9 protein-coding genes are annotated in these 22,127 nt (G+C 63.7%); 5 read left to right on the top strand and 4 right to left on the bottom strand.

All coding sequences use genetic code 11. From position 1 onward, the window contains the following. Nucleotides 1-283 precede the first annotated feature (283 nt). Nucleotides 284-1,168 (top strand): hydroxymethylpyrimidine/phosphomethylpyrimidine kinase, encoded by an 885-nt coding sequence (locus tag G3N59_RS04125; RefSeq protein ID WP_205981272.1) that lies wholly within the window; start codon nt 284-286, stop codon nt 1,166-1,168. 276 nt (nt 1,169-1,444) lie between these two features. Continuing rightward, nucleotides 1,445-2,398 carry a glycosyltransferase family 2 protein gene (locus G3N59_RS04130; protein WP_205981273.1) on the top strand — a complete coding sequence of 318 codons (954 nt, stop codon included), beginning with the start codon at nt 1,445-1,447 and terminating at the stop codon, nt 2,396-2,398. A gap of 120 nt (nt 2,399-2,518) precedes the next feature. On the opposite strand, the gene groL is transcribed toward G3N59_RS04130, so the two are convergent. From groL to G3N59_RS04150, 4 genes are all read right to left on the bottom strand, one after another. Continuing rightward, the gene (gene groL, locus G3N59_RS04135) at nt 2,519-4,159 is read right to left on the bottom strand and encodes a chaperonin GroEL (RefSeq protein ID WP_205981274.1); all 1,641 of its coding nucleotides are present in this window, start codon (nt 4,157-4,159) and stop codon (nt 2,519-2,521) included. 44 nt (nt 4,160-4,203) lie between these two features. Continuing rightward, nucleotides 4,204-4,494 (bottom strand): co-chaperone GroES, encoded by a 291-nt coding sequence (locus tag G3N59_RS04140; RefSeq protein ID WP_205981275.1) that lies wholly within the window; start codon nt 4,492-4,494, stop codon nt 4,204-4,206. A gap of 489 nt (nt 4,495-4,983) precedes the next feature. Continuing rightward, on the bottom strand, nt 4,984-6,720 hold the full coding sequence (locus tag G3N59_RS04145; protein ID WP_205981276.1) for an HAD-IIIC family phosphatase: 1,737 nt from the start codon (nt 6,718-6,720) through the stop codon (nt 4,984-4,986). A 311-nt stretch (nt 6,721-7,031) separates the two neighbouring features. Then, nucleotides 7,032-7,970 carry a glycosyltransferase family 2 protein gene (locus tag G3N59_RS04150; RefSeq protein ID WP_205981277.1) on the bottom strand — a complete coding sequence of 313 codons (939 nt, stop codon included), beginning with the start codon at nt 7,968-7,970 and terminating at the stop codon, nt 7,032-7,034. 790 nt (nt 7,971-8,760) lie between these two features. Between G3N59_RS04150 and G3N59_RS04155 the strand changes: the two genes are divergently transcribed. From G3N59_RS04155 to G3N59_RS04165, 3 genes are all read left to right on the top strand, one after another. After that, a complete protein-coding gene (locus tag G3N59_RS04155) occupies nt 8,761-9,498 on the top strand; it encodes a 4'-phosphopantetheinyl transferase superfamily protein (RefSeq protein ID WP_205981278.1) in 738 nt (245 codons plus the stop codon). Nucleotides 9,499-9,868: 370 nt separating this feature from the next. Next, nucleotides 9,869-19,804: a non-ribosomal peptide synthetase/type I polyketide synthase gene (locus G3N59_RS04160; RefSeq protein WP_205981281.1), complete on the top strand. Its 9,936-nt coding sequence runs from the start codon at nt 9,869-9,871 to the stop codon at nt 19,802-19,804. A 3-nt stretch (nt 19,805-19,807) separates the two neighbouring features. Beyond that, nucleotides 19,808-22,069: a condensation domain-containing protein gene (locus G3N59_RS04165; protein ID WP_205981283.1), complete on the top strand. Its 2,262-nt coding sequence runs from the start codon at nt 19,808-19,810 to the stop codon at nt 22,067-22,069. Nucleotides 22,070-22,127 lie beyond the last annotated feature (58 nt).

A 22,127-nucleotide genomic window follows, 5' to 3' on the forward strand; every position in this document is an offset into this window, starting at 1 on the left:
CGGACGCAGACGGTCGGGAAAATTGCCAGATACCGGCCAGACGATGATTCCGCACCGGCCAGGTAATAAGAGCCATGATGGTACCGTGTTGCCGTTTTTATGCCTAGCAAGCTTGCCAGGGTCAACGCGCTTCCCTGGCGCCGGATCAAGCGAAAAATCCCTCATCCTGCCGGTCATCCGTCCCCCGCTACGCGCGGCAGACGGCATAATCGAAGCGATAGCAACGCCATAGCAACAGACACGCAGCCGCAACGAGCCAACCCTTCTTTTCCCGTCCACGTCCATGCCCGGCGACACTCCTCCCATCGTCCTTACCTTCGGCCTTTCCGATCCGACCGGCGGCAGCGGCCTGCAAGCCGACCTGCTCACGCTCGCGAGCATGGGCTGCCACGGCGTCAGCGTGCTCACGGGCTACACCGTGCGCGACTCGGCAGGCTGTGACGAAGTCACCGGCCTCGATCCCGAGACCGTCGCCAGCCAGGCGCGCATGCTGCTCGAAGACATGCCCGTGGCGGCCTTCAAGGTCGGCGCCGGCGCGCGCGCGGAAGTGGTCAGCGCGATCGCCGAAGTCGTCGCCGATTACGACGAAGTGCCGCTCGTGCTCGCGCCCGACTTCACGCTCGACGACGAACACGTGCTGGCCGCCGACGAACTGCGCGAAACCGTCACCGATCTGCTGGTGCCGCAAACCACCCTGCTGGTCGCCGATGTCTCTGTGCTGCTCGCGCTCGCGCAACCCGACGGCGACTCTGAGCCGCCGGGCATCGACGCCGCGATCTCGCAGCTGCTCGCGAGCGGCTGCGAATACATTCTGGCGCTGGAGACCGGTTCGCATCGTCTGGTGAACACGCTCTACAGCGAGGAAGGCCAGGTGCGTCAGGATCTCTGGGACCGCACCAGCCAGCCGATGCTCGGCGTCACCGACACGCTCGGCTCCGCAATCGCCGCGCTGCTCGCGAACGGTCAGGAACCGCCCGAAGCGGTGCGCGAGGCGCAGGAATATCTCTATCAGGCCGTGCAGAGCGCGTTCCGCCCCGGCATGGGCGCGTGGATGCCGGACCGCTTCTTCTGGGCACGCAGCAACGACGACGAAGATGCGGACGACGCCTCCGGCGACGATGCTGGCGACGCAGGCAAAACCCCGCCAGGCGGCGAAGCGCGACACTGAATGCGGCACGGGATACCGCACGGAACGCGGCACTGAGCGGACGAGGCGCGGGCGTCAAGCCCACGCCTGACATGTTGCGCGGGGGCAGCGCGGATCATTACAAAGAATTACTGGCGCTATACTCCCGCCCTCCAGATAAACATAACGCCGCCCGCGCCACGCCAAAGCCACACTCGCGCCAGACCCGCGCGATAGATTGCGATAATCCGCGATACCGCGCGGTAGCACGCAAGGGCCACTCGCGGCCACGGGCGCACCCCAATACACCGCTACCCCATGTCCCGCACACTTCTGTCGCTGGTCGTACCGTTCTACAACGAGGAAGACTCGATCCCGGTCTTCTTCGCGCAGGTCATTCCCGCGCTCGAGGCCATCGACACGGTCGACTTCGAAATCGTCTGCGTCAACGACGGCAGCAAGGACCGCACGCTGCCGCTGCTCGTGAACGCCACTCAAATCGATGCGCGCGTGCGTGCGATCGATCTCTCGCGCAACTTTGGCAAGGAAGCCGCGCTGTCGGCCGGTCTCGTCGAAGCGCGCGGCGATATCGTCGTGCCCTTCGACGCCGATCTGCAAGACCCACCCGAAGTCATCGCCCAGCTGGTGAGCAAATGGCGCGAAGGTTTCGACGTCGTGCTCGCGAAACGCGCTGACCGCAGCTCGGATAGCTACATGAAGCGCCAGTCGGCCGGCGGTTTCTATCGCCTGCACAACAAACTGGCCGATGTGAAGATTCCCGAGAATGTCGGCGATTTCCGCCTGATGACGCGCGAGGTCGTCGATACGCTGAACGCGCTGCCGGAATCGCGCCGATTCATGAAGGGCTTGTTCGCGTGGGTCGGTTTTCGTACCGCCGAAGTGACCTACGTGCGCCATGCGCGCGTGGCCGGCACGACGAAATTTTCCGGCTGGAAGCTGTGGAATTTTGCGCTCGAAGGCATCACGAGCTTCAGCACCGTGCCCTTGCGCATGTGGACGTATTTCGGCCTGCTGGTGGCCGTGAGCGCATTTCTCTACGCGGCTTATCTCGTGATCCGCACGATGGTGCGAGGAATCGACGTGCCGGGCTATGCGTCGATCTTTGTTTCGCTGCTGTTTTTCAGCGGCGTGCAGATGATCGGCATCGGCGTGATCGGCGAATATATCGGCCGGATTTATCTGGAGTCCAAGCGCAGACCGCTCTATGTGATTCGCCGGCGCTACGGCAACGACAGCAGCGAAGAAAGCTGACAAACCCAGACGCGCATTTTCACGCGCGCATAAAAAAACCCGCATCGCTGCGGGTTTTTTCTTGAGGGACGCCTTTCGGCATCCCCCGACACTTCCACGTAATCGCGATTAAAACCGCAATTACATGTCCATGCCCATGCCGCCCATGCCGCCGGGCATGCCGCCGGGCATCGGTGCATCTTCCTTCGCGACTTCAACCACGGCTGCGTCCGTCGTCAGGAGCAGGCCAGCGACCGAAGCTGCGTTTTGCAGTGCCGTGCGCGTCACCTTCGTCGGGTCGACCACGCCTGCTTCGACCATGTCGACGTACTCGCCCGTCGCTGCGTTGTAGCCGTAGTTGCCCGAACCTTGAGCAACTGCTGCCACGACCACCGACGCTTCTTCGCCACCGTTGGTGACGATCTGGCGCAGCGGCTCTTCCATTGCGCGCAGGACGATCTTGATACCTGCGTCCTGGTCTGCGTTGGCGCCCTTCAGGCCCGTCACAGCAACGCGAGCACGGATCAGTGCCACGCCGCCGCCCGGGACGATGCCTTCTTCAACGGCAGCGCGGGTTGCGTGCAGCGCGTCTTCCACGCGTGCCTTCTTTTCCTTCATTTCGACTTCGGTCGCAGCGCCAACCTTGATCACTGCAACGCCGCCTGCCAGCTTGGCAACGCGCTCTTGCAGCTTTTCACGGTCGTAGTCCGACGTCGCTTCTTCGATCTGCGTGCGGATTTGCTTGACGCGCGCTTCGATGCTTGCGGCTTCGCCTGCACCGTCGATGATCGTCGTGTTTTCCTTGCCCACTTCGATGCGCTTCGCTTGACCGAGTTCGTTCAGCGTTGCCTTTTCGAGCGTCAGGCCGGTTTCTTCCGCGACGACTTGACCGCCGGTCAGGATCGCGATGTCTTCCAGCATGGCCTTGCGGCGGTCGCCGAAGCCCGGAGCCTTGACAGCAACCGTCTTCAGGATGCCACGGATGTTGTTGACGACCAGCGTAGCCAGGGCTTCGCCTTCGACGTCTTCAGCGATGATCAGCAGCGGACGGCCAGCCTTCGCGACTTGTTCCAGGATCGGCAGCAGATCGCGGATGTTCGAGATCTTCTTGTCGAACAGCAGGACAAACGGGTTGTCCAGAACGGCGACTTGCTTGTCCGGGTTGTTGATGAAGTACGGCGACAGGTAGCCGCGGTCGAACTGCATACCTTCGACGACTTCGAGTTCGTCTTGCAGCGACTTGCCGTCTTCAACGGTGATGACGCCTTCCTTGCCGACCTTGTCCATCGCTTCAGCGATACGGTCGCCGATCGACGAATCGCTGTTCGCCGAGATCGAGCCGACTTGCGCGATTTCCTTGTTGGTCGTGCAGGGCTTGCTCAGCTTGCGCAGTTCTTCGATTGCCGAAGCAACTGCCTTGTCGATGCCGCGCTTCAGGTCCATCGGGTTCATGCCCGATGCGACGTACTTCATGCCTTCGCGAACGATCGATTGCGCGAGGACGGTTGCCGTCGTCGTGCCGTCGCCTGCGTTGTCGCTGGTCTTGGAAGCGACTTCCTTGACCATTTGTGCGCCCATGTTCTGGAGCTTGTCTTTCAGCTCGATTTCCTTCGCGACCGAGACACCGTCCTTGGTGACCGTCGGGCCGCCGAACGAGCGCTCGAGGACCACGTTGCGGCCCTTCGGACCCAGCGTGACCTTCACTGCGTTGGCGAGAATGTTCACGCCTTCAACCATCTTGGAACGGGCGGAATCGCCGAACACGACGTCTTTAGCTGCCATCTTCTAACTCCTTGAATTCTTGATGAATGTGCGGTGGGCTGAACTTACTTCTGCACCACGGCCATGATGTCTTCTTCGCGCATCACGAGCAGTTCGCTGCCATCGACCTTGACGGTCTGGCCAGCGTACTTGCCGAACAGGACGCGATCGCCGACCTTGACGTCGAGTGCGATCAGGGAGCCCTTGTCGTCACGCTTGCCCGGGCCCGTGGCCAGGACTTCACCTTGATCCGGCTTTTCTGCCGCTGCGTCCGGGATCACGATGCCCGAAGCGGTCTTGGTTTCTTGATCCAGGCGCTTAACGATCACGCGATCATGCAAAGGACGAAGGTTCATGGATAGATCCTCTCTCTTGATTGGGACTTGAAGAGACTCAAGAAAACCTGGTTGGCGAAGCTGCCAGCCAGAGATGTTTGTGCACCGAGCGTTGTTAGCACTCTCATGCGGTGAGTGCTAATTATATGGACGGGTAGTGACAAATTCAAGAACGGGGGTGCGAGGAAAATGTGAATGCCCGGAATGGGGCTTCGGACGGCGGGCGGCGCGCGTCCAGATTCACGCGCGTTCTAAATTTGTCTTTTAAAAACAGGGAAGTACGGAATTCCCGGCGATGAAGGCGAGGAAATTGGGGCGGGCTTTCAAGGCTGGCGCGATGACGCGACCACCGTCGCCGCGTCATCGGAAAGAAAAAAACCTGGGGAAATTCCTGGGCCGATCGATATTAGGGCCCGATCGATGGAGGTGCACGGAACGGCCAACAGATCGTCTGCGCTTGAGCCCGCAGCGCTCGCGCCCTCGCCCCGTCACCCACAACGAATACGTTTCCTAGATTTTGACCGGCGGAAACTCCGGCGTCCCCAGGTTTTCGATCTCGATGTAGCGCGGCGGCTCATTCGCCGTGCGCGTGTACAAGCCATCCTGGGTTTTCGCGAAGCCAATCCGTTCGAAGTAGTCGTGACAGGTCGCGTTTCTGCCGGTGTCGACGAGTTCCGCGGTCACCTCGCCACGCGACTTGAGCGCCAGGCGCGTCGCAACCGCACCCACCACCAGTTCCGCGCCCAATCCGAATACCCGGCACGACAACACCACCTGAACAATGCTGCTGCCTTTGATCAGACAGACCGAGATAATGCCGTTGTCGATCAATTTGTCGCGCAACGACGAAACGACGCAATACCCGCCCTGCCCCAGGAAAGCCTCGAACTCCGACTTCTCCCATCGCTTGCCCGTCGTATTGAACTGATTCGTCTTGTTGATCAGTTCGAAGGCACGATCGAAATACTTCGATCGCGGATTCTCGATCAGGAAAAACGACTGACGCAGCTTGAGCGAGGCAAGCCACTCTTCGCGCGAAACACTGCTCTGCGCATCCGCGTGACTCTCGCGCTGCGAGATGGCGCGCACCAGTTCGGTCCGCCGCGAAGACTCTTCGCTCACGAAAGGCACCTGCGTTTCTGACGAACGCAGAACGATGCGCCTCCAGTCATAGTGATTGCCGCCAAGGCAACGCATCTCCGGAATAGCAGCTTTCACCTCGGACAATTCGCGATCGTTGTCGTCGATAAAAACGCAGTTCGCCGGCAGCAAATTGACTTCCTTGAGTATCTCGCGGATGTTTTGCGATTTCGGCTGCCAATTGATACGCACGCTGGCGAAATCATCCAATGTGATCGCGCCGCGCCAGATTGCATTGAACCGCTCAATGGTGGGCGCTTCGTCATTCTTGCTGCAAATGGCCAGCAGACCGCCCCGCTTCTTGAAGAACAGCAAGGCTTCGGCGAGCCCGACGGGCCAGCCTTCGATGCGCTGGTCCACGCCCATGCTTTCGCCTTCCGCGGCAACACCGCGCCACAGGGTGTCGTCCAGGTCGACGACAATCAGCTTGACCGGATCGCGCTGCTTCGCCACCTTGTAGATCGTTTCGATGCGCGAAAGCAGCAAAAGCGTATATTCGCGCGCCGCGACTTCATAGGTGAGCATATTGCCGATCGCTTTCGGTGCGTTCAGCCGGTTTGCGTCAAGCTTGAAATCCCAATCGTTGATGAAAGAAGCGTGCGTGCTACTGGCCAGCACATCATCCTGCAAATGACGGCGTCCAATAAAATTCAGAATCTCATTGGAATCGAGAAAGAAGCCGTTATGGGTCTTGCGCACCGCGCGTGACAACAGGCGGTTGATTTCGCGAACCAGATACGCCGGCGACGTGGGATCGAATGGATCGATCACGTCGCCCATGTAATTGAAACTCGGCTCGAAAAACGACAGGAAAAGCACCGGAATTGCCGGGATTTTCGTGGTGATCTCCGTGACCTGCTGCGAGAGGAATGCCTCCGTGCGCTCCAGAAGCACGCGCGCCTCGTCCTCCGAGCGAAGTCGGGCAAATACCATATCGACTTCGGGCTCCGGCGTTTGCGTCACCTCACTGAGGATATGCCGCAAGGTGAGTCCGACCACGGCCACGTCATCTTCCGGCGCGGCGGCGGGCACGAGCGTATGGCGCTTCGAACCCATCAACACGTGCCGGATGGTGTGCCCGGAATTGGCGCTGCGCTTGACCAGCATGTCGACTGCACACGTGCCAAGCAGCAGGATATTGAGCTTGAGCGGCCCGCTCGCCAGCGGCGTCGGGGGCAGGGGCAAATTCACCTGTTTATCGGCAACGGAGCCGTAAAACAGATCGCGGACAAATTGACGCATTTCACCCCCAGAATCGGAACGTACCCATCACGCACCACTTTTATGATCGCTTGCGGCGTCAGGGCAAAACCTGCCTTGCGCCGATGCAAAAACGATTAAAGCAGAGCGCCCGCCCATCCTCTGTGCGCCGACATACACTCCCCGCGCGACGTCCAGGCCGGGACTCGCCATCGCACTCAGGCGGAATAATCCCGAATCTGGATCTTTTGCCTCAGCTTCTTCATGACACGCACCCCTTCCCGGCCCACGATCAATCGCACGAACAAGGGCAGCCAGCCCTTGTCGGGCATATTGATCTCGCCAAACACAATCTTGCTGACAATGCCGAATCTCAACATCACACTCAATCGCTTGTAAATCAGCACATCGAATACAAATGAAGAGGCATGCCGCTTCGACATTATTCTTCTATATTTATTAAAAAATACCAGACTGGGTTCATAGCCCGGCACTTCGGAAATCCTCAATCCGCCGCCATTGAGCGAATACTCGGAAAGCGCATCGTGCACATAGATAAATTTGCAGCCGAGTATGTCGGCGTGAATCGCAAAATCCCAATCCTGATGTCTGCGCAAGAGTCCATCGAAACTGATTAGCGGATACTGGTGACGCCACATCATGATGGACGAAGTCTGAATATAGCCGCCATCCAGCAGGATGAAATCGAGCATCGATTGACCGCCGTAGGGGATCGCGTTTCCCGGCATGCGCTGGTTTCCGTCGATCAACATGACGTTGCTGAACAGCACTCTGGCTTCGTGGTCCGGCGGTTTGGGACCGAGTTCCGCAATACACCGCTCGAGCTTGCCGGGAAGCCAGCGGTCATCGGCGTCCAGGAAGGCGATCAGATCGCCCGTCGCTTCCTCGATACCTTTGTTCCTGCACCATGCGGCCCCGCGATTCTGTGTCTCCCTGATCAACCGCAGCTTGATGTCTGCGCCACAATGACTCGGCAATTCGAACTGGGAAGCAGACGCATCATCAACCACAATAATTTCCCGGGGCACCACCGTCTGGCTGGCTATGGAATCGATTGCGACCCACAGCAAATCAAGCCTGTTGTAGTGTGGAATCACCACACTGACGTTACAGGCGCCGTCTAAATCGCCGCGCATTCCGCACCTCGAATCTGGATTTCGAAGAATTCTTCACACGAACGACAACATCATTCAATTTGCATTGCATTCCTAACTATCAAAATTGAATGAGAATCCGTCCGTTGATCGATATAGCGTCCCACCGCGCATTACTATTCACCGCAACTCATTACAATTCATTACGCCGGCATACGTTTTCATGGTCGTACATGAGAAAACTCCATTCCGCCCACGAATGAGCACCGCCGCCCGGTTCGCGGGTCCGGGCCCATGACGTATTTCTTCCAGAACACGCGCGTTCGCGCCGTTCGGAATCGCATACACCAGATAACTTTGAAAAAAGGCAGTCGAAACTTGCTCGCGGCGCCTCGTATGGCGTCGCGAAGATTCTCCGGCATTGCTGATTTCTACGGCCGTAGCAGGATTGAAGCGAATACAAGGACGTTGCCTGCATACCAGGCAAACGCGAGGCAGACGAACGACGACGGCCAGATGATTGAGTTGCGCAGTGCAAATCCGGCACAAGCTGCAATGAAGCGATCGGCACCGTTGCAAACGCTTGTGACCCGACAACCGAGCGAACTGAGCCATCGTATAACGAGGTCCATATCGCCTTCCGTGGGCTGCCCAACAATACGGCACGAGTTTTGTGCAAAGCGTTTTGTGCAATGACCAAAAGGCCTGGAACAATCATCGCTCATCGTACGAAAACAGCGCGCAGGCGCACATCGAATGCCAGGCTGCGCTTTATAGAATCGGGCCACGATTGCTTCAACCGTTCAATTCGCTGCTTCTGCACAGGCCCACCATGTCTTGCGCGACTCTCGCACCGCCCGCTGCGCACGAAGTGCATGTCTGGCAGTGGAATCTCGATGTCGACGACGCCGAACTCGACCGGTATCGGGCAATGCTATCGCGCGAGGAGCAGGAGCGCGCCGGCCATTTCTGCTTCGAGCGGCACCGTCGCCGTTTCATTGCAGGACGTGGACAACTGCGCCGCTTGCTTGGCGGCTATCTCGAACTCGCGCCACAGGCGCTCACGCTCGCCTATGGCCCGGAAGGCAAGCCTTTCTGCGCGAGCCAGCCCAATAGTCCCAATGGTCCCGATAGTCCCGCTAGCTGGACGCTCCATTTCAACCTGAGCCACAGCGAGAACACCGCAGCACTCGCGATTTCGAACGGGCTAGAGATCGGTATCGATATCGAGCGTATTCGCCCGTTCGACGAAAGCATGCCGGTCGAAGTTTTCGCGAAGCGCGAGCGTGAGCAATTCGCCGCGCTATCCGATGCGCAGCGCCAGACGATTTTCTTTGAAACCTGGGCGCGCAAGGAAGCCTGTCTGAAGGCACTCGGCACCGGCTTTGTGCTGCCGCCCGATCATTTCGAATTCGATCTCTCGCTACGCGGCGACACTACGCCCCGCTATGTCGCGGGCGATGCGAACGAAGCTGCGCATTGGCGCGTTCGCGCGCTAACGACAATTGCGGGTTGTGCCGGCGCAGTCGCGGCCCGCCATGCAGCATGGTCGCTCGTCATCAAAAACTGAACGCCTGCCGCGCGCCTGGGCGCGCGATGCCGATCTGTGCGGGACCGCACAGAAGCCCGCAAGGATGCCTCTTTATCGCCTCGCCAAGGCGCTCTTCTCGCGCCTCGCGTAAGGGTCATCCGCAGTGTCGTGTTGCCGCCACGCTCGTGTGTGCGTCGGCGAACGGACAGTCCGCGCACTCAAACTTAAATTTTACTTACAGAAAATTTCGCACCCGCCGTATGAGCAGGGGCGCGCGCAGGCAGCGCAGTAACGGGGCTTTCCTTACGTCGTGAACTCGCCGGGGTGCAATCAGCCACCACAGCGACGGTGACGAATCGACGATCCAGCAATTTCCAATAGCCGATCAAAACGATTGGGGGACCGGCAAATGTCGCATCGAGACGGAATTTCAGGCGGCGAGGCAAACGACGCCGGCCAGGCACTTCATGTGATTGCGCACTTCGAAGCCATCTGCGCGAGGTTCGGCGATCGTCTCGCCGCCATCGACGCCATTGGCGAAGAGCGCTATGCCGATCTGAACGAACGATCGGCCCGTCTCGCTACCGTCCTGCGGGATCGAGGCCTGCAGCCCGGCGACCGCTGCGCGATCATGGTCCCGCGCAGCCGCGACACGCTGGCTCTGATTCTCGCGATCCTGCGCGTGGGCGCGGTCTATGTGCCGCTCGATCCGGCTTATCCGCGCGCGCAACTCGATTTCATCGTGGCGGATTGCGCGCCCCGCTTCGTGATCGCCGACCACGCCGACGATTCACACGGAGTCCTGATCGATCTCGCGGGAGTCGTGTCGGCCTCGCACAGCGCTGCGCCCGCCGCTTCACATGCAAGCGGACGCAACGACCCCGCGTACATCATGTACACGTCAGGCTCGACGGGCAAACCCAAGGGCGTGATCGTCCCGCATCGCGCGATCCTGCGTCTCGTGAGCGGCCAGACGTTCACGTCGCTCACGCCGCAGACGCGCTTTCTCAATCTCGCGCCGCTCGCTTTCGATGCGAGCACGCTGGAGATCTGGGGGCCGCTGCTCAACGGCGGCTGCGCGGCCATCGTCAACGAAGTCCAGCCATCGCTCGACGCCATCGCCGCCGAAATTGCACGGCTCGGCGCAACCAGCGCGTGGTTCACCGCGGGCCTCTTCAATGCGCTCGCCGACTACCGGCTCGACGCGTTCGCCCCGCTCCAGGAAGTGCTCACAGGCGGCGACGTGCTTTCGCCGCTGCACGTGCGCAAAGTCATGGAAGCGCATGCGGGCCTGCAGGTCATCAACGGCTACGGCCCCACCGAAAACACCACGTTTTCCTGCTGCCATCGCATCGCGCGCGACGCAGCGCTCGCCAACGGCGACGCCATCCCGATCGGCCAGGCCATCGCGGGCACGCAAGCCTATATCGTCGACGATAAGCTCGCGCCGGTCGCCGATGGCGAAACCGGCGAACTCGTGGTGGGCGGCGACGGCGTCGCGCTCGGCTATCTCAATCGCGAAGACCTGACGGCGGAGAAGTTCGTCGACGATATCTTCACGCACGGCGCGAAGCTCTACCGCACCGGCGACCTCGTGCGCCGCCGCGCGGACGGCGCCATCGACTTTCTGGGCCGCAACGACCGTCAGATCAAGATCGCGGGCAAGCGCATCGAACTCGACGAAATCGAACACGCGCTGCGCGCCGCACCGGGCGTCGCCGACGCGGCCGTGGCCGCCTTCGAAGCGCGCAACGGCAAGGCCATCGCAGGCTTCGTCAAGGCCGATATCAGCGCAACGACCGCATCGGCGTTCCTCGACTCGCTGCGCGCGCATCTGAAAACGGCCCTGCCCGACTACATGGTGCCCGCCGAATTGCGCGCGCTGCCTGAATTCCCGCTCACGCCGAACGGCAAGATCGATCGCAAGGCGCTGCTCGCGCAGATCGCCGTGCCCGCCGCGTCCGCATCCGGCGCGCAGACCCAGAACGACGCTATCGCCGACCGGCTTGCGGCCGTCTTCGACACGCTGCTCGGCAAAACCGTCGAGCGCCACGCGAACTTCTTCGACCTCGGCCTGCGTTCGCTCGATCTGATGCGCGCCCACGCGATCATCGTGCGCGACGTCACGCCGGATCTCGCGCTGGTGGATCTGTTCCGCCATCCGAACGTCGATGCACTGGCCGCGCACCTGGCTACGCTCGCCACACTCGACACCGCGCAAGGCGGCAAGATCGAACGCCGGCTCGCGGCACGCAGCGGCGCAGTCGCCGTGATCGGCATGGCCGGGCGCTTTCCGGGCGCGCGCAATGTCGGCGAACTGTGGGCCAATCTGCTCGCCGGACGCGACTGCATCACGCACTTCGACGTAGCCGACCTCGAAGACAGTTTCGACGACGACGCGCGCCGCGAAGAACGCTACGTGAAAGCACGGCCGATCCTGCCGGACGTCGACCGATTCGACGCGGGCTTCTTCGGCATGCTGGCGCGCGAAGCCGCGCTGACCGATCCGCAACAGCGTCTGTTCCTGGAAATCGCGTGGGAAGCGTTCGAGGATGCGGGCTACGATCCCGCCGCCGTCGCGGGCGCGGTCGGCGTGTTCGCGGGCACCTCGATGAACACGTACTTCCTCAAGCACGTGCTCTCCGATCGCGCCGTGATCGACGAATTCACGAGCCAGTTCCAGATCGGCGAATATCAAAAGCTGGTGGGCGCGGGCGATTTCGTCGCCACGCGCACGGCTTACAAGCTCGGCCTCAAAGGTCCGGCGATCTCGGTGCAAACCGCCTGCTCGACTTCGCTCACCGCGATCGGTCTGGCGGTCGAAAATCTGCGCGCGGGCCGCTGCGATATGGCGCTGGCCGGCGGTGTCTCGATCACCTTCCCGCAAAAGCGCGGCTACTACTACGAGGAAGGCGGCATGGGCGCCGCCGACGGCGTGTGCCGTCCGTTCGACGCCAACGCGAAGGGCACGGTGTTCGGCAGCGGCGCGGGCGTGGTCCTGCTCAAGCGCCTCGAAGATGCCATCGCCGATGGCGATCCGATCAGCGCCGTGATTCGCGGCGTGGGCATGAACAACGACGGCGCCGACAAGGTCGGCTTCACCGCGCCGAGCGTCGATGCGCAGGCGCGCGCCATCGCCATCGCGCACGCCGAAGCGGATATCGATCCGGCGACGATCGGTTATGTCGAAGCGCATGGCACCGCCACGCCGCTGGGCGATCCGATCGAATTCGCCGGGCTGGTGCAGGCGTTCCGTCTGGGCGGCGTCGAAGGCGGCCAGTTCTGCGCACTCGGTTCGGCGAAGGCGAACGTCGGGCACCTCGACGCGGCGGCGGGCGTCACCGGTCTGATCGCGGCGTCGCTGGCGCTGCGCGATCGCACGCTGCCGCCGCTGCTGCACTTCGAGTCGCCCAACCCCGGCATCGATGCGGCCCGCAGCCCGTTCTACTTCAACGCCGCCGCGCGCGCGTGGGACGCGGGCGCAACGCCGCGCCGCGCGGGCGTGAGCTCATTCGGCGTGGGCGGCACGAACGTACACGTGGTGCTCGAAGAAGCGCCCGCGCGCGAACCGGCGCAAGCAAGCTCACAACCCGCGCTGCAAATCCTGCCGCTCTCGGCACGCAGCGCGGCGGCGCTCGAGCGCGCGAAAGCGAATCTCGCAAGCCATCTCGCCGCCCATCCGCAGCTCGCGCTAGGCGATGTGGCCGCGACGCTGCAAACCGGCCGCCGCGCCTTCGCGCACCGCTCGGTCGTGATCGCCGATAGCCTCGACCAGGCGCTGGCGAAGCTGCAAAAAGGCGCGATCGACGCTCAGGCGCCGCAAGCCGCACCGGCCGTGATCTTCATGTTCCCCGGCCAGGGCGCGCAATATCCGGGTATGGGCGCGGCGCTCTATCGCAGCGAGCCGGTCTATCGCGAGTGGATCGACAAAGGCGCGCAGGCGCTCGCGCCGCATCTCGGCCTCGACATCCGCACGATGCTGCTGGGCGAAGTGCCCGACGGCGACGATACCCCGCACCCGATCCGCTCGACGATCTACGCGCAGCCCGCGCTGTTCCTCACCGAATACGCGCTGGCGCAGTTGTGGATGTCGCGTGGCGTCAAACCGGTGGCGATGATCGGCCACAGCGTCGGCGAACTGGTCGCGGCCTGCGTGGCCGAGGCGATCGGTTTCGAAGATGCGCTGCGCCTGATCGCCCAGCGCGGCGCGCTCATGCAATCCGCCGAGCCCGGCGCGATGCTGGTGGTGCGTCTGCCCGAAGCCGAACTGCGCGCAGCGCTGCCCGAAGACGTCGATCTCGCCGCCGTCAATGCGCCGTCGCTGTGCGTCGTGGCGGGCCCGTTCGCGGCCGTCGAGGCCTTCGAGGCCACGCTCAAGGCGCGCGATATCGAACATCGGCGTCTGCATACGTCGCATGCGTTCCACTCGCGCATGATGTCCGGCGTCGTCGAAGATCTCGCCACGGTGGCGGACAGCCTGACGTTCGCCACGCCGAAGATTCCCTATGTGTCTTCGGTGACGGGCCAGTGGGCGGCGTCCGACCGGCCCGTGTCGGGACGCTACTGGGCGAGCCATTGCCGCGACGTGGTGCGCTTTGGCGACGCGCTCGCCACCGTGACGGCGCAGGGCAAACCGCTGCTGCTCGAAATCGGCCCCGGCCGCACGCTCGCGACTTTCGCCACCCAGGGCCTGCCCAAGGACCGCTATCAGGCCGCCATCGCTTCGCTGCCCGACTTCGCTATGCGCGATCGCGAAGCCAGCGTGCTCGCCGAAGCCACCGGGCGGCTCTGGCTCAACGGCGTGACGCCCGACTGGACGATGCTCCATCCCGAAGGCACACGCCGCATCGCACTGCCCACTTACCCGTTCGAACCCGAGCGGCACTGGATCGACGCCCCTGCAACAGCCGCATCCCGCCTCACCACGATACAAGCGGCGGCCGCTGCCGCGCCGGCTCCCACCAACGCGAATACCGACCTTTCTCCGACTGCCATGGCCCAAACCGCTCAATCCGCTCAGATCGACCGCAAACCGCGTCTTGTCGCCGAACTGGTGTCGCTGCTCGCCGAGATGTCCGGCGAAGCGCCCGATACGTCGAATCCCGATGTGACGTTCTGGGATCTCGGTTACGACTCGCTGTTCATGGGTCAGGTCTCCCGCCAGCTGCGCCGTCGCTATGACGTGACGATCAGCTTCCGCCAGATCATGAGCGACTACCCGACGCTGCCCACGCTCGCGGAGTTCCTCGACGGCGCGTTGCCGCCCGACCCGGAACCCGTAGCCGCGCCGGAACCGGCTCCGGTTGAAGCCGCGGTTGCGGTGGCAGCGCCGGCTCCGGTTGCAAGCACAGCCGTCGTCACGGCCAGCGCTGCGCCCGTCGCCATCGCGATGCCGGTCACGGGCGACGTGCAGTCGGTGATCCGCGACCAGATCGCCGCCATGCAGTCGCTGATGACGCGTCAGCTCGAAGTGCTGCAAGGCGTGCCCGCTGCGCTTGCACAGCCCGTCGCGACTGTCGCGACTGCGGCACCGGCAGCAGCGCCCGCACCGGTCGCAACGCCGATCGCCGCCGCTGTTGCCGCCACGGCTGCCACGGCACCCGCACGCGCCAACGGTCCCGAGATCAAGTTCGAGGAAAACCGCCCCACGCGCTTCACCGCCTATAAGCCCGGCGCGACCAACTCGGCGCAAATGACCGACGCGCAGAGCGCCTTCATCGCCGATCTCACGACGCGTTACTCGGCGAAAACGGCGACGTCGAAGTCGCGCACGCAGTCGTACCGCGCCGTGCTCGCCGACCCGCGCACCGCCAGCGGCTTCCGCGAAGAATGGAAGGAACTGGTCTACCCGATCGTCGCGCAGCGTTCGAAGGGCTCGAAGATCTGGGACGTGGACGGCAACGAATACATCGACCTCGTGAACGGCTACGGCCAGACCGCGTTCGGCCACACGCCGGACTTCGTGGTGGACGCCGTCAATGCGCAGATGGCCGAAGGTTTCGCGATCGGGCCGCAATCGCCGCTCGCAGGGGAAGTCGCGCAGATGTTCGCCGACATGACCGGCCACGAGCGCGTCACCTTCTGCAACACGGGATCGGAAGCCGTGATGGCCGCGATGCGCCTCGCACGCACCGTGACGGGCAAGGACAAGGTGGTCTGCTTCGACGGCGACTATCACGGCCAGTTCGACGAAGTGCTCGTCAAGCCGGGCAGCGAAGCGGGCGTGCCGCGCGCCTTCCCGCTCGCCCCGGGCATCCCGGGCAGTTCGGTGAGCAACATGGTCGTGCTGCCCTACGCACGCACCGAAAGCCTCGAATGGATCAAGGCCAATATCGACGATATCGCCGCCGTGCTGATCGAGCCGGTGCAGTCGCGCCATCCGAACCTGCGGCCGAAGGAATTCGTGCAGCAGTTGCGCGACGTGACGGCGGCCAACGAATCGGCGCTGATCGTCGATGAAGTGGTGACCGGCTTCCGCGTCCACCCGGCCGGCATGCAAGGCTACTGGGGCATCAAGGGCGACATGGCGACCTACGGCAAGGTGGTCGGCGGCGGTCTGCCGGTCGGCGTGCTCGCGGGCAGCGCGCAATACATGGACGCGCTCGACGGCGGTCAGTGGCAATTCGGCGATGCTTCGGTGCCCGAAGTACCGCCCACGTTCTTCGCCGGCACCTTCGTGCGCCATCCGGTCGTGCTCGCGGCGATGAAGGCGGTGCTCCAGCATCTCAAGGCGGCCGGCCCGGCGCTTCAGGAAACGCTCGGCACGCGCATGGACGGCCTCGTGCAACGGATCAACACGCATCTGGAGAAGGTCGGCATCGCCACGCGTGCGGAGACGTTCTCGAGCTGGTTCTACATCAGCTTCGCGGGCGAAGACCGTCTGGGCAGCCTGTTCTATGCGTATATGCGCTACCTCGGCGTGCACATCATGGAAGGCTTCCCCTGCTTCCTGACCACGAGCCATTCGGACGAAGACATCCGCAAGATCGGCGATGCTTTCGTCGCCAGTATCGCGGCGCTGCAAGCTGCGGGCATTCTTGGCAACGCGGCACAGCCGACCGACGTCGCAGCCGCAGCCGCAGCTTCGTCGGCCACGGCCACGCCCGCGCCCACCCAGGCTCCGCTCACCGAGCCACAGAAAGAGATCTGGATGTCGGCGCAGCAGAGTCATGAAGCGTCACTGGCGTTCAACGAATCGTTCACGCTGGAATTGAGCGGCGCGCTGAACGAAGCCGCTTTCGAGCGCGCCTTCGCGGCCACGGTCGCACGTCACGACGCCTTGCGCGCGCACTTCTCGCGCGTGGGCGACACGATGTTCGCGGACCCGGCTGCCCGCGTGCCGCTCGAACAGATCGACCTGTCCGCCGAAGCCGATGCGCACGCGCAACTCGCGGCGCTCGTCGACGCGGAGGCCCGCGAGGTCTTCGATCTCACGCGTGCTCCGCTGGCACGCGCGGCGCTCGTGCGCCTCGAAGCCAGCAAGTGGGCCTTCGTGTTCACCGCGCATCACATCATCTGCGACGGCTGGTCGATCAACATCATCCTGCGCGACCTGCAGGCGCTCTACGCCGCAGAAGTCTCGGGCCAGGCCGCCGAACTCGACGACGTGCAAAGCTTCCTCGCCTTCGCCAGCGCGCAGGACCAGGCGGGCGTGGACAAGGAAACGCGCGACTTCTGGATGAATCTGCATCGCGACAGCGCACCGCAACTCGATCTGCCGGGCGACCGCGTGCGCCCCGAAGTGAAGAGCTTCAACGGCACCTCGACGACGCGTCTGCTGGGCGCCGACCTGCTCAAGCAGGTCAAGACCGCCGCGTCGAAACAGGGCTGCTCGCTGTTCGCCGCGCTGTTCGGCGCAGCGCAAGTGCTGTTCGGCCGCCTCGCGGGCCGCGACGACGTGGTGATTGCCGCGCCGATGGCGGGCCAGTCGCAAGCCGGCGAAGCGCTGCTGGCCGGCCATTGCGTGAACTTCCTGCCGCTGCGCGTGAAGTTCGACCGCGAGCTGCCGTTCGCCACGCATATGAAGGCCGTGCGCGATCATCTCTACGATGCCGGCGATCGCCAGAACTACACCTACGGCGCGCTGGTGCGCGACCTCGGCATCAAGCGCGACTTCAGCCGCCTGCCGCTGACCGATCTGCAATTCAACCTCGAAAAGGTCGATTCGCAGCTCGATATGGCGGGCGTGAGCACGCGCTTCGCGCCGAACGCCAAGGCCTATTGCAACTTCGATCTGTTCCTCAACGTGATCGAATCGGCGCAAGGTCTGCGTCTTGACTGCGACTTCAACACCGACGTCTACGACGAAGCGACGATCCAGCGCTGGCTCGGCCACTACGAAACGCTGCTCGCCGCCATCGCCCGCGACGCCGACACGCCGGTCGCCGCCCTGCCGCTGCTCGGCGACGCCGAGATCCGCCATCTGCGCGACGAACTGAACGCGTCGCAACGCGCCTACGATCTCACGCAGACGGCACCGGCGCTGATCGCCGCGCAGGCACGCAAGACGCCCGCAGCAAACGCCGTCAGCGACGAACTGGCGAGCCTGAGCTACGACGAACTCGATGCACGCGCCAACCAGATCGCGCGCCGTCTCGTCGCGGCAGGCATCGCGCCGCGCGCACGCATCGCCATCGCGATGGAACGCACGGCGCTGACCGTGGCCGCCATGATCGGCGTGTGGCGCGCGGGCTGCGCCTACGTGCCGCTCGACATGACGATGCCGGCCGCCCGCCTGCGCCAGATTCTCGATGGCGCCGATATCGCCGCCGTGCTGGCCGATGCAGGCGGCCGCGCGGTGCTCGAACCGGGCGCGAATCGCGTGCTGGAACTGGGCGCGCTGCTCGCGCAACACGACGACCCAAGCGTGACGCTGCCGCGCGTGCAGGATGCCGATGCGGCCTACGTGATCTTCACGTCGGGCTCCACAGGCCAGCCGAAGGGCGTGGAAATCGCCCATCGCGCGCTGGGCAACTTCCTGCTCTCGATGGCGCAGGAACCGGGCTTCACGGCGCAAGACCGCATCGTCGCGGTGACGACCTTCTCGTTCGATATTTCGGGCCTCGAACTGTTCCTGCCGCTCGTGACTGGCGGCCAGGTGTTCGTCGCCGGACACGAGGAAGTGCGCACCGGCTTCGAACTCGTCGCACGGCTGCAAACGCAGGCATCCACGGCGCTGCAGGCCACGCCGTCGCTCTGGCGCATGCTGCTCGAAGCGGGCTTCAAGGCGCCGCAAGGCTTCAAGATCCTGTGCGGCGGCGAGCCGCTGCCGCGCGATCTCGCGGATGCGCTGCTGGCAACCGGCGCCGAAGTCTGGAACCTCTACGGCCCGACCGAAACGACGATCTGGTCCGCCGCTTCGCGCGTCGAAGCTTCCGGCCCGGTCGTGATCGGCGCGCCGCTCGCGAACACGCAACTGCACGTGCTCACCGACGACCTGCGCCTCGCACCGCTTGGCGTCAGCGGCGAACTGTGGATCGGCGGCGAAGGACTGGCCACCGGCTACTTCAAGCGCCCCGACCTCACCGAAGCGGCCTTCCGCACGGTGGCGATCGAAGGCGCCGCGCCGGTACGGCTCTATCGCACCGGCGATCTCGCGAAGCGCCTCGCCGATGGCTCGCTCCAGCATCTCGGCCGCCGCGACCAGCAGATCAAGCTGCGCGGTTTCCGTATCGAGATCGGCGACATCGAAGCGGCCCTGCGCAACGCGCCTGGCGTAGCCGCAGCGGCGGTCGCGCTGCATGAGGTGGCTGGCCACCCGCGCCTCACCGGCTACATCGTCGCGACGGCAGCAGGCAAGGCCGATACGGGCGAAGTGGCCGCGCACGTGGCGACGGCGCTGCCGGGCTATATGGTCCCGACGCTGTGGATGGTCCTCGACACGCTGCCGCAAACGCAAAACGGCAAGCTCGACCGCAAGGCGCTGCCGGTGCCGGGCGCCGATAGCGTGGCCACGCCCGCGCGCGCTGCACATCCGGTGCTCAAGGAAGTGCCGCACGTTGCCGCGCCGGTCGAAGCGCCTGTGGCTGCAGCCGAACCCGCAGCGCTGACGCCGACCCAGGCCACGCTGGTCTCGATCTGGGGCGACGTGCTCGGCCTGCAGCAGATCGGCATCGACCAGCCGTTCTTCAGCCTCGGCGCGGATAGCCTGCAACTGTTCCGCATCGTCGCGCGCATGAACGAACGCGGTCTGGGCGTGGATGCGCGCCAGTTGATGAAGAACGTGTCGATCGCGCAACTGGCGGCCAGCCTCGACGGCGCGCAAGTGGAAGAAGTCGCCGATGTGGCTGCAGCGGCGCGGCCCTCGATCCTCAACTTCAAGCGTAGAAGCGCAGGAGGCATGTGAGCGATGAACGGGATAGCGTTGAAAATCGCCCCGGCTCCGGCGGCGGAAACCGGCTACGTGCTGTTCCCGGCGACCGCCTGCCAGGTGCGGTTCTGGCATGAGCAGAAGGCGTCGCCGCAAGCCACGGCGCTGAATATCGCGTTCCGGCTGCAGTTGTCCGGTCCGCTCGATGCCGCGAGCCTCGAACAGGTGCTCGGCGAGCTGGTCGCGCGCCACGAAATCCTGCGCACCGGCTTTCTGATGACGGCCGCCGGGTTGCGTCAGCAGGTGTGGAGCGACACGCCCCTGTGTCTGGACGTAATCGACCTCACCGGCCGCGACGCGCAAGCCGCGCAAGCCGAGGCCGAACGCACGGGCGGCGAGCAGGCGCGCACCCCGTTCGATTTATCGTCGCGCTCGTTTTTCCGCGCCGTGTGGCTGCCGCGTTCGCTCACGCAAGGCGAGCTGCAGCTGACCTTCCACTCGCTCGTGATGGACGGCTGGTCGTTCGCCATTCTCGTGCGCGAGCTGGTGGAAGGCCTGGCCGCGCTGCACGCAGGCAAAGCCGTCGATTACGCCGATGTCGAACTGCATCACGGCGACTACGCGCTGTGGAAAGAGGAGTTTCTCGCCAGCGGCGCGCTGGATCGCGCACGCGCGCACTGGCGTCGCGAACTGCACGCGTTCAGCCGCTTCGAGGTGCCGGGCGACCGTGCGCGTCCGCAGGCGCGCCGCTTCCAGGGTGCGATCCGCTCGGTCCTGCTGCCGGTCGAACTCAGCGAGCATCTGATCGACGCCGCCAAGGCGCAAGGCGTCACGCTTTTTAGCGTGGCCGCCGCGAGTCTGGCGATGGCGCTGCAAAGCCAGGCGGGCGGGACACGTGTTGCGATCGGCACGCAGATGTCGGTGCGCGATCAGCAGGAACTCGAAGGCGTGATCGGGCCGCTCATCAACACGGTGATCCTGCGTCTCGACATCGCGCCAGGCAGCACACTGGCCAGCGTCATCGCGCAGTGCGGCGCCAAGCTCAGCGATGCGATCGAACATCTGCATGTGCCGTTCGAAGAGATGGTCGAGATGGCGGGCGAAACTTCCGGTGCGGATCGCCCGCCGCTGTGCCCGGTCAACTTCGCCTTGCAGCAGAGCTTCGTCGGCATCGGCGACGAGGTGCGTCGCGACGCTTTCGCCGCGACGACTTCGCCTTCGTTCAACGCGGGCGCGCTCTACGACCTCAACTTCTTCATGGTGCGCAGGCCGGAAGGCTGGCGCATTTCGTGCGAAGGCGATCTCGATCTCTACGACGTAGAGACCATCGACGGCTATCTGGCGAAGTGGCGTGCGATGCTGGAGGCCGTGCAGATTGCGGCGCAGCAGCCAGCGGCGCGCGACGCGAACGGCCAGCCCGCGCAAGCCCATGCCGACGTCGGCGTGAGCGGCTTCATGAGTCGCGCCGAGCTGGAAGCGAAAGCCCACAACATCGTCCGATTCAACGAGCAAGGGACGCAGACGCCCATCATCGTGCTCAACAACATCGCCGTGTTCTACGAACTCGCGCAGCAGCTTGGCGCGCAGCGGCCTGTCGTCGATATGCCGATGGTGCCGAAGACGCCGCAGCACATGCCGCCGCGCGCTTTCGAGGATCTCGCCGCCGACGCCGTGCGCCTCATCAAAACGATTCAACCCACGGGGCCTTATATCCTCATGGGTTACTGCGTGCTGGGCGCGATGGCGCTGGAGGCCGCTCACCAGTTGCGGCGCGAAGGCGAAACGGTGGAACTCGTCATTCTCAACGACTCGTGGTGCCCCGGCTATCGCGAACGCATGCCCTGGTACGACCGGCTGTTGCGCAAGGTGCAGGTGCGCATGGACGACATTCCGCGCGACTATCGCCTCGCGCGTCGCGGCGAGATGTCGATGATTCACTTTCTCCAGCAATTCCGCACCGTGCGCTTGTTGCGTCTGACCCAGCTTGCCGTCAAATTCGGATTCCTGAAGAAAGACGGCGCAAGCAACATGATCGACGAGAATCTCTGGTACGGCCGCAATATCGGCTATCTGCGCGAGCAGCAGGCGCGCTATCGTCCGGCGCCTTATGACGGCGATGTGCAGATTTTCCGCAGCGCGCAGGTGCTCAAGGGGCGGCTGTTCTCGCACGACATGGGTTGGGGCGAAGTCATCACCGGCAAGCTGGTCGTGACCGAAGTGCCTGGCCTGCATAACCAGATGTTTCGCACGGCGGGCTCGGCGGTGATCGGCGGGCAACTGCGCGAGCGGCTGGGCGCGTGATCGACATGGCGAGTCATGACAACCCGGCATCCCGCTTGCCGGGCGATGGGGTAAATGA

The organism is Paraburkholderia sp. Ac-20340, from assembly GCF_017104965.1.
Lineage (GTDB): Bacteria > Pseudomonadota > Gammaproteobacteria > Burkholderiales > Burkholderiaceae > Paraburkholderia.

What these genes read in the sequence shown, in the direction of transcription:
- groL (WP_205981274.1), bottom strand. Translation starts at nt 4,159, where the DNA reads ATGGCAGCTAAAGACGTCGTGTTCGGCGATTCCGCCCGTTCCAAGATG.
- G3N59_RS04125 (WP_205981272.1), top strand. Translation starts at nt 284, where the DNA reads ATGCCCGGCGACACTCCTCCCATCGTCCTTACCTTCGGCCTTTCCGAT.
- G3N59_RS04165 (WP_205981283.1), top strand. Translation starts at nt 19,808, where the DNA reads ATGAACGGGATAGCGTTGAAAATCGCCCCGGCTCCGGCGGCGGAAACC.
- G3N59_RS04130 (WP_205981273.1), top strand. Translation starts at nt 1,445, where the DNA reads ATGTCCCGCACACTTCTGTCGCTGGTCGTACCGTTCTACAACGAGGAA.
- G3N59_RS04145 (WP_205981276.1), bottom strand. Translation starts at nt 6,720, where the DNA reads ATGCTGGTCAAGCGCAGCGCCAATTCCGGGCACACCATCCGGCACGTG.
- G3N59_RS04150 (WP_205981277.1), bottom strand. Translation starts at nt 7,970, where the DNA reads ATGCGCGGCGATTTAGACGGCGCCTGTAACGTCAGTGTGGTGATTCCA.
- G3N59_RS04140 (WP_205981275.1), bottom strand. Translation starts at nt 4,494, where the DNA reads ATGAACCTTCGTCCTTTGCATGATCGCGTGATCGTTAAGCGCCTGGAT.
- G3N59_RS04155 (WP_205981278.1), top strand. Translation starts at nt 8,761, where the DNA reads ATGTCTTGCGCGACTCTCGCACCGCCCGCTGCGCACGAAGTGCATGTC.
- G3N59_RS04160 (WP_205981281.1), top strand. Translation starts at nt 9,869, where the DNA reads ATGTCGCATCGAGACGGAATTTCAGGCGGCGAGGCAAACGACGCCGGC.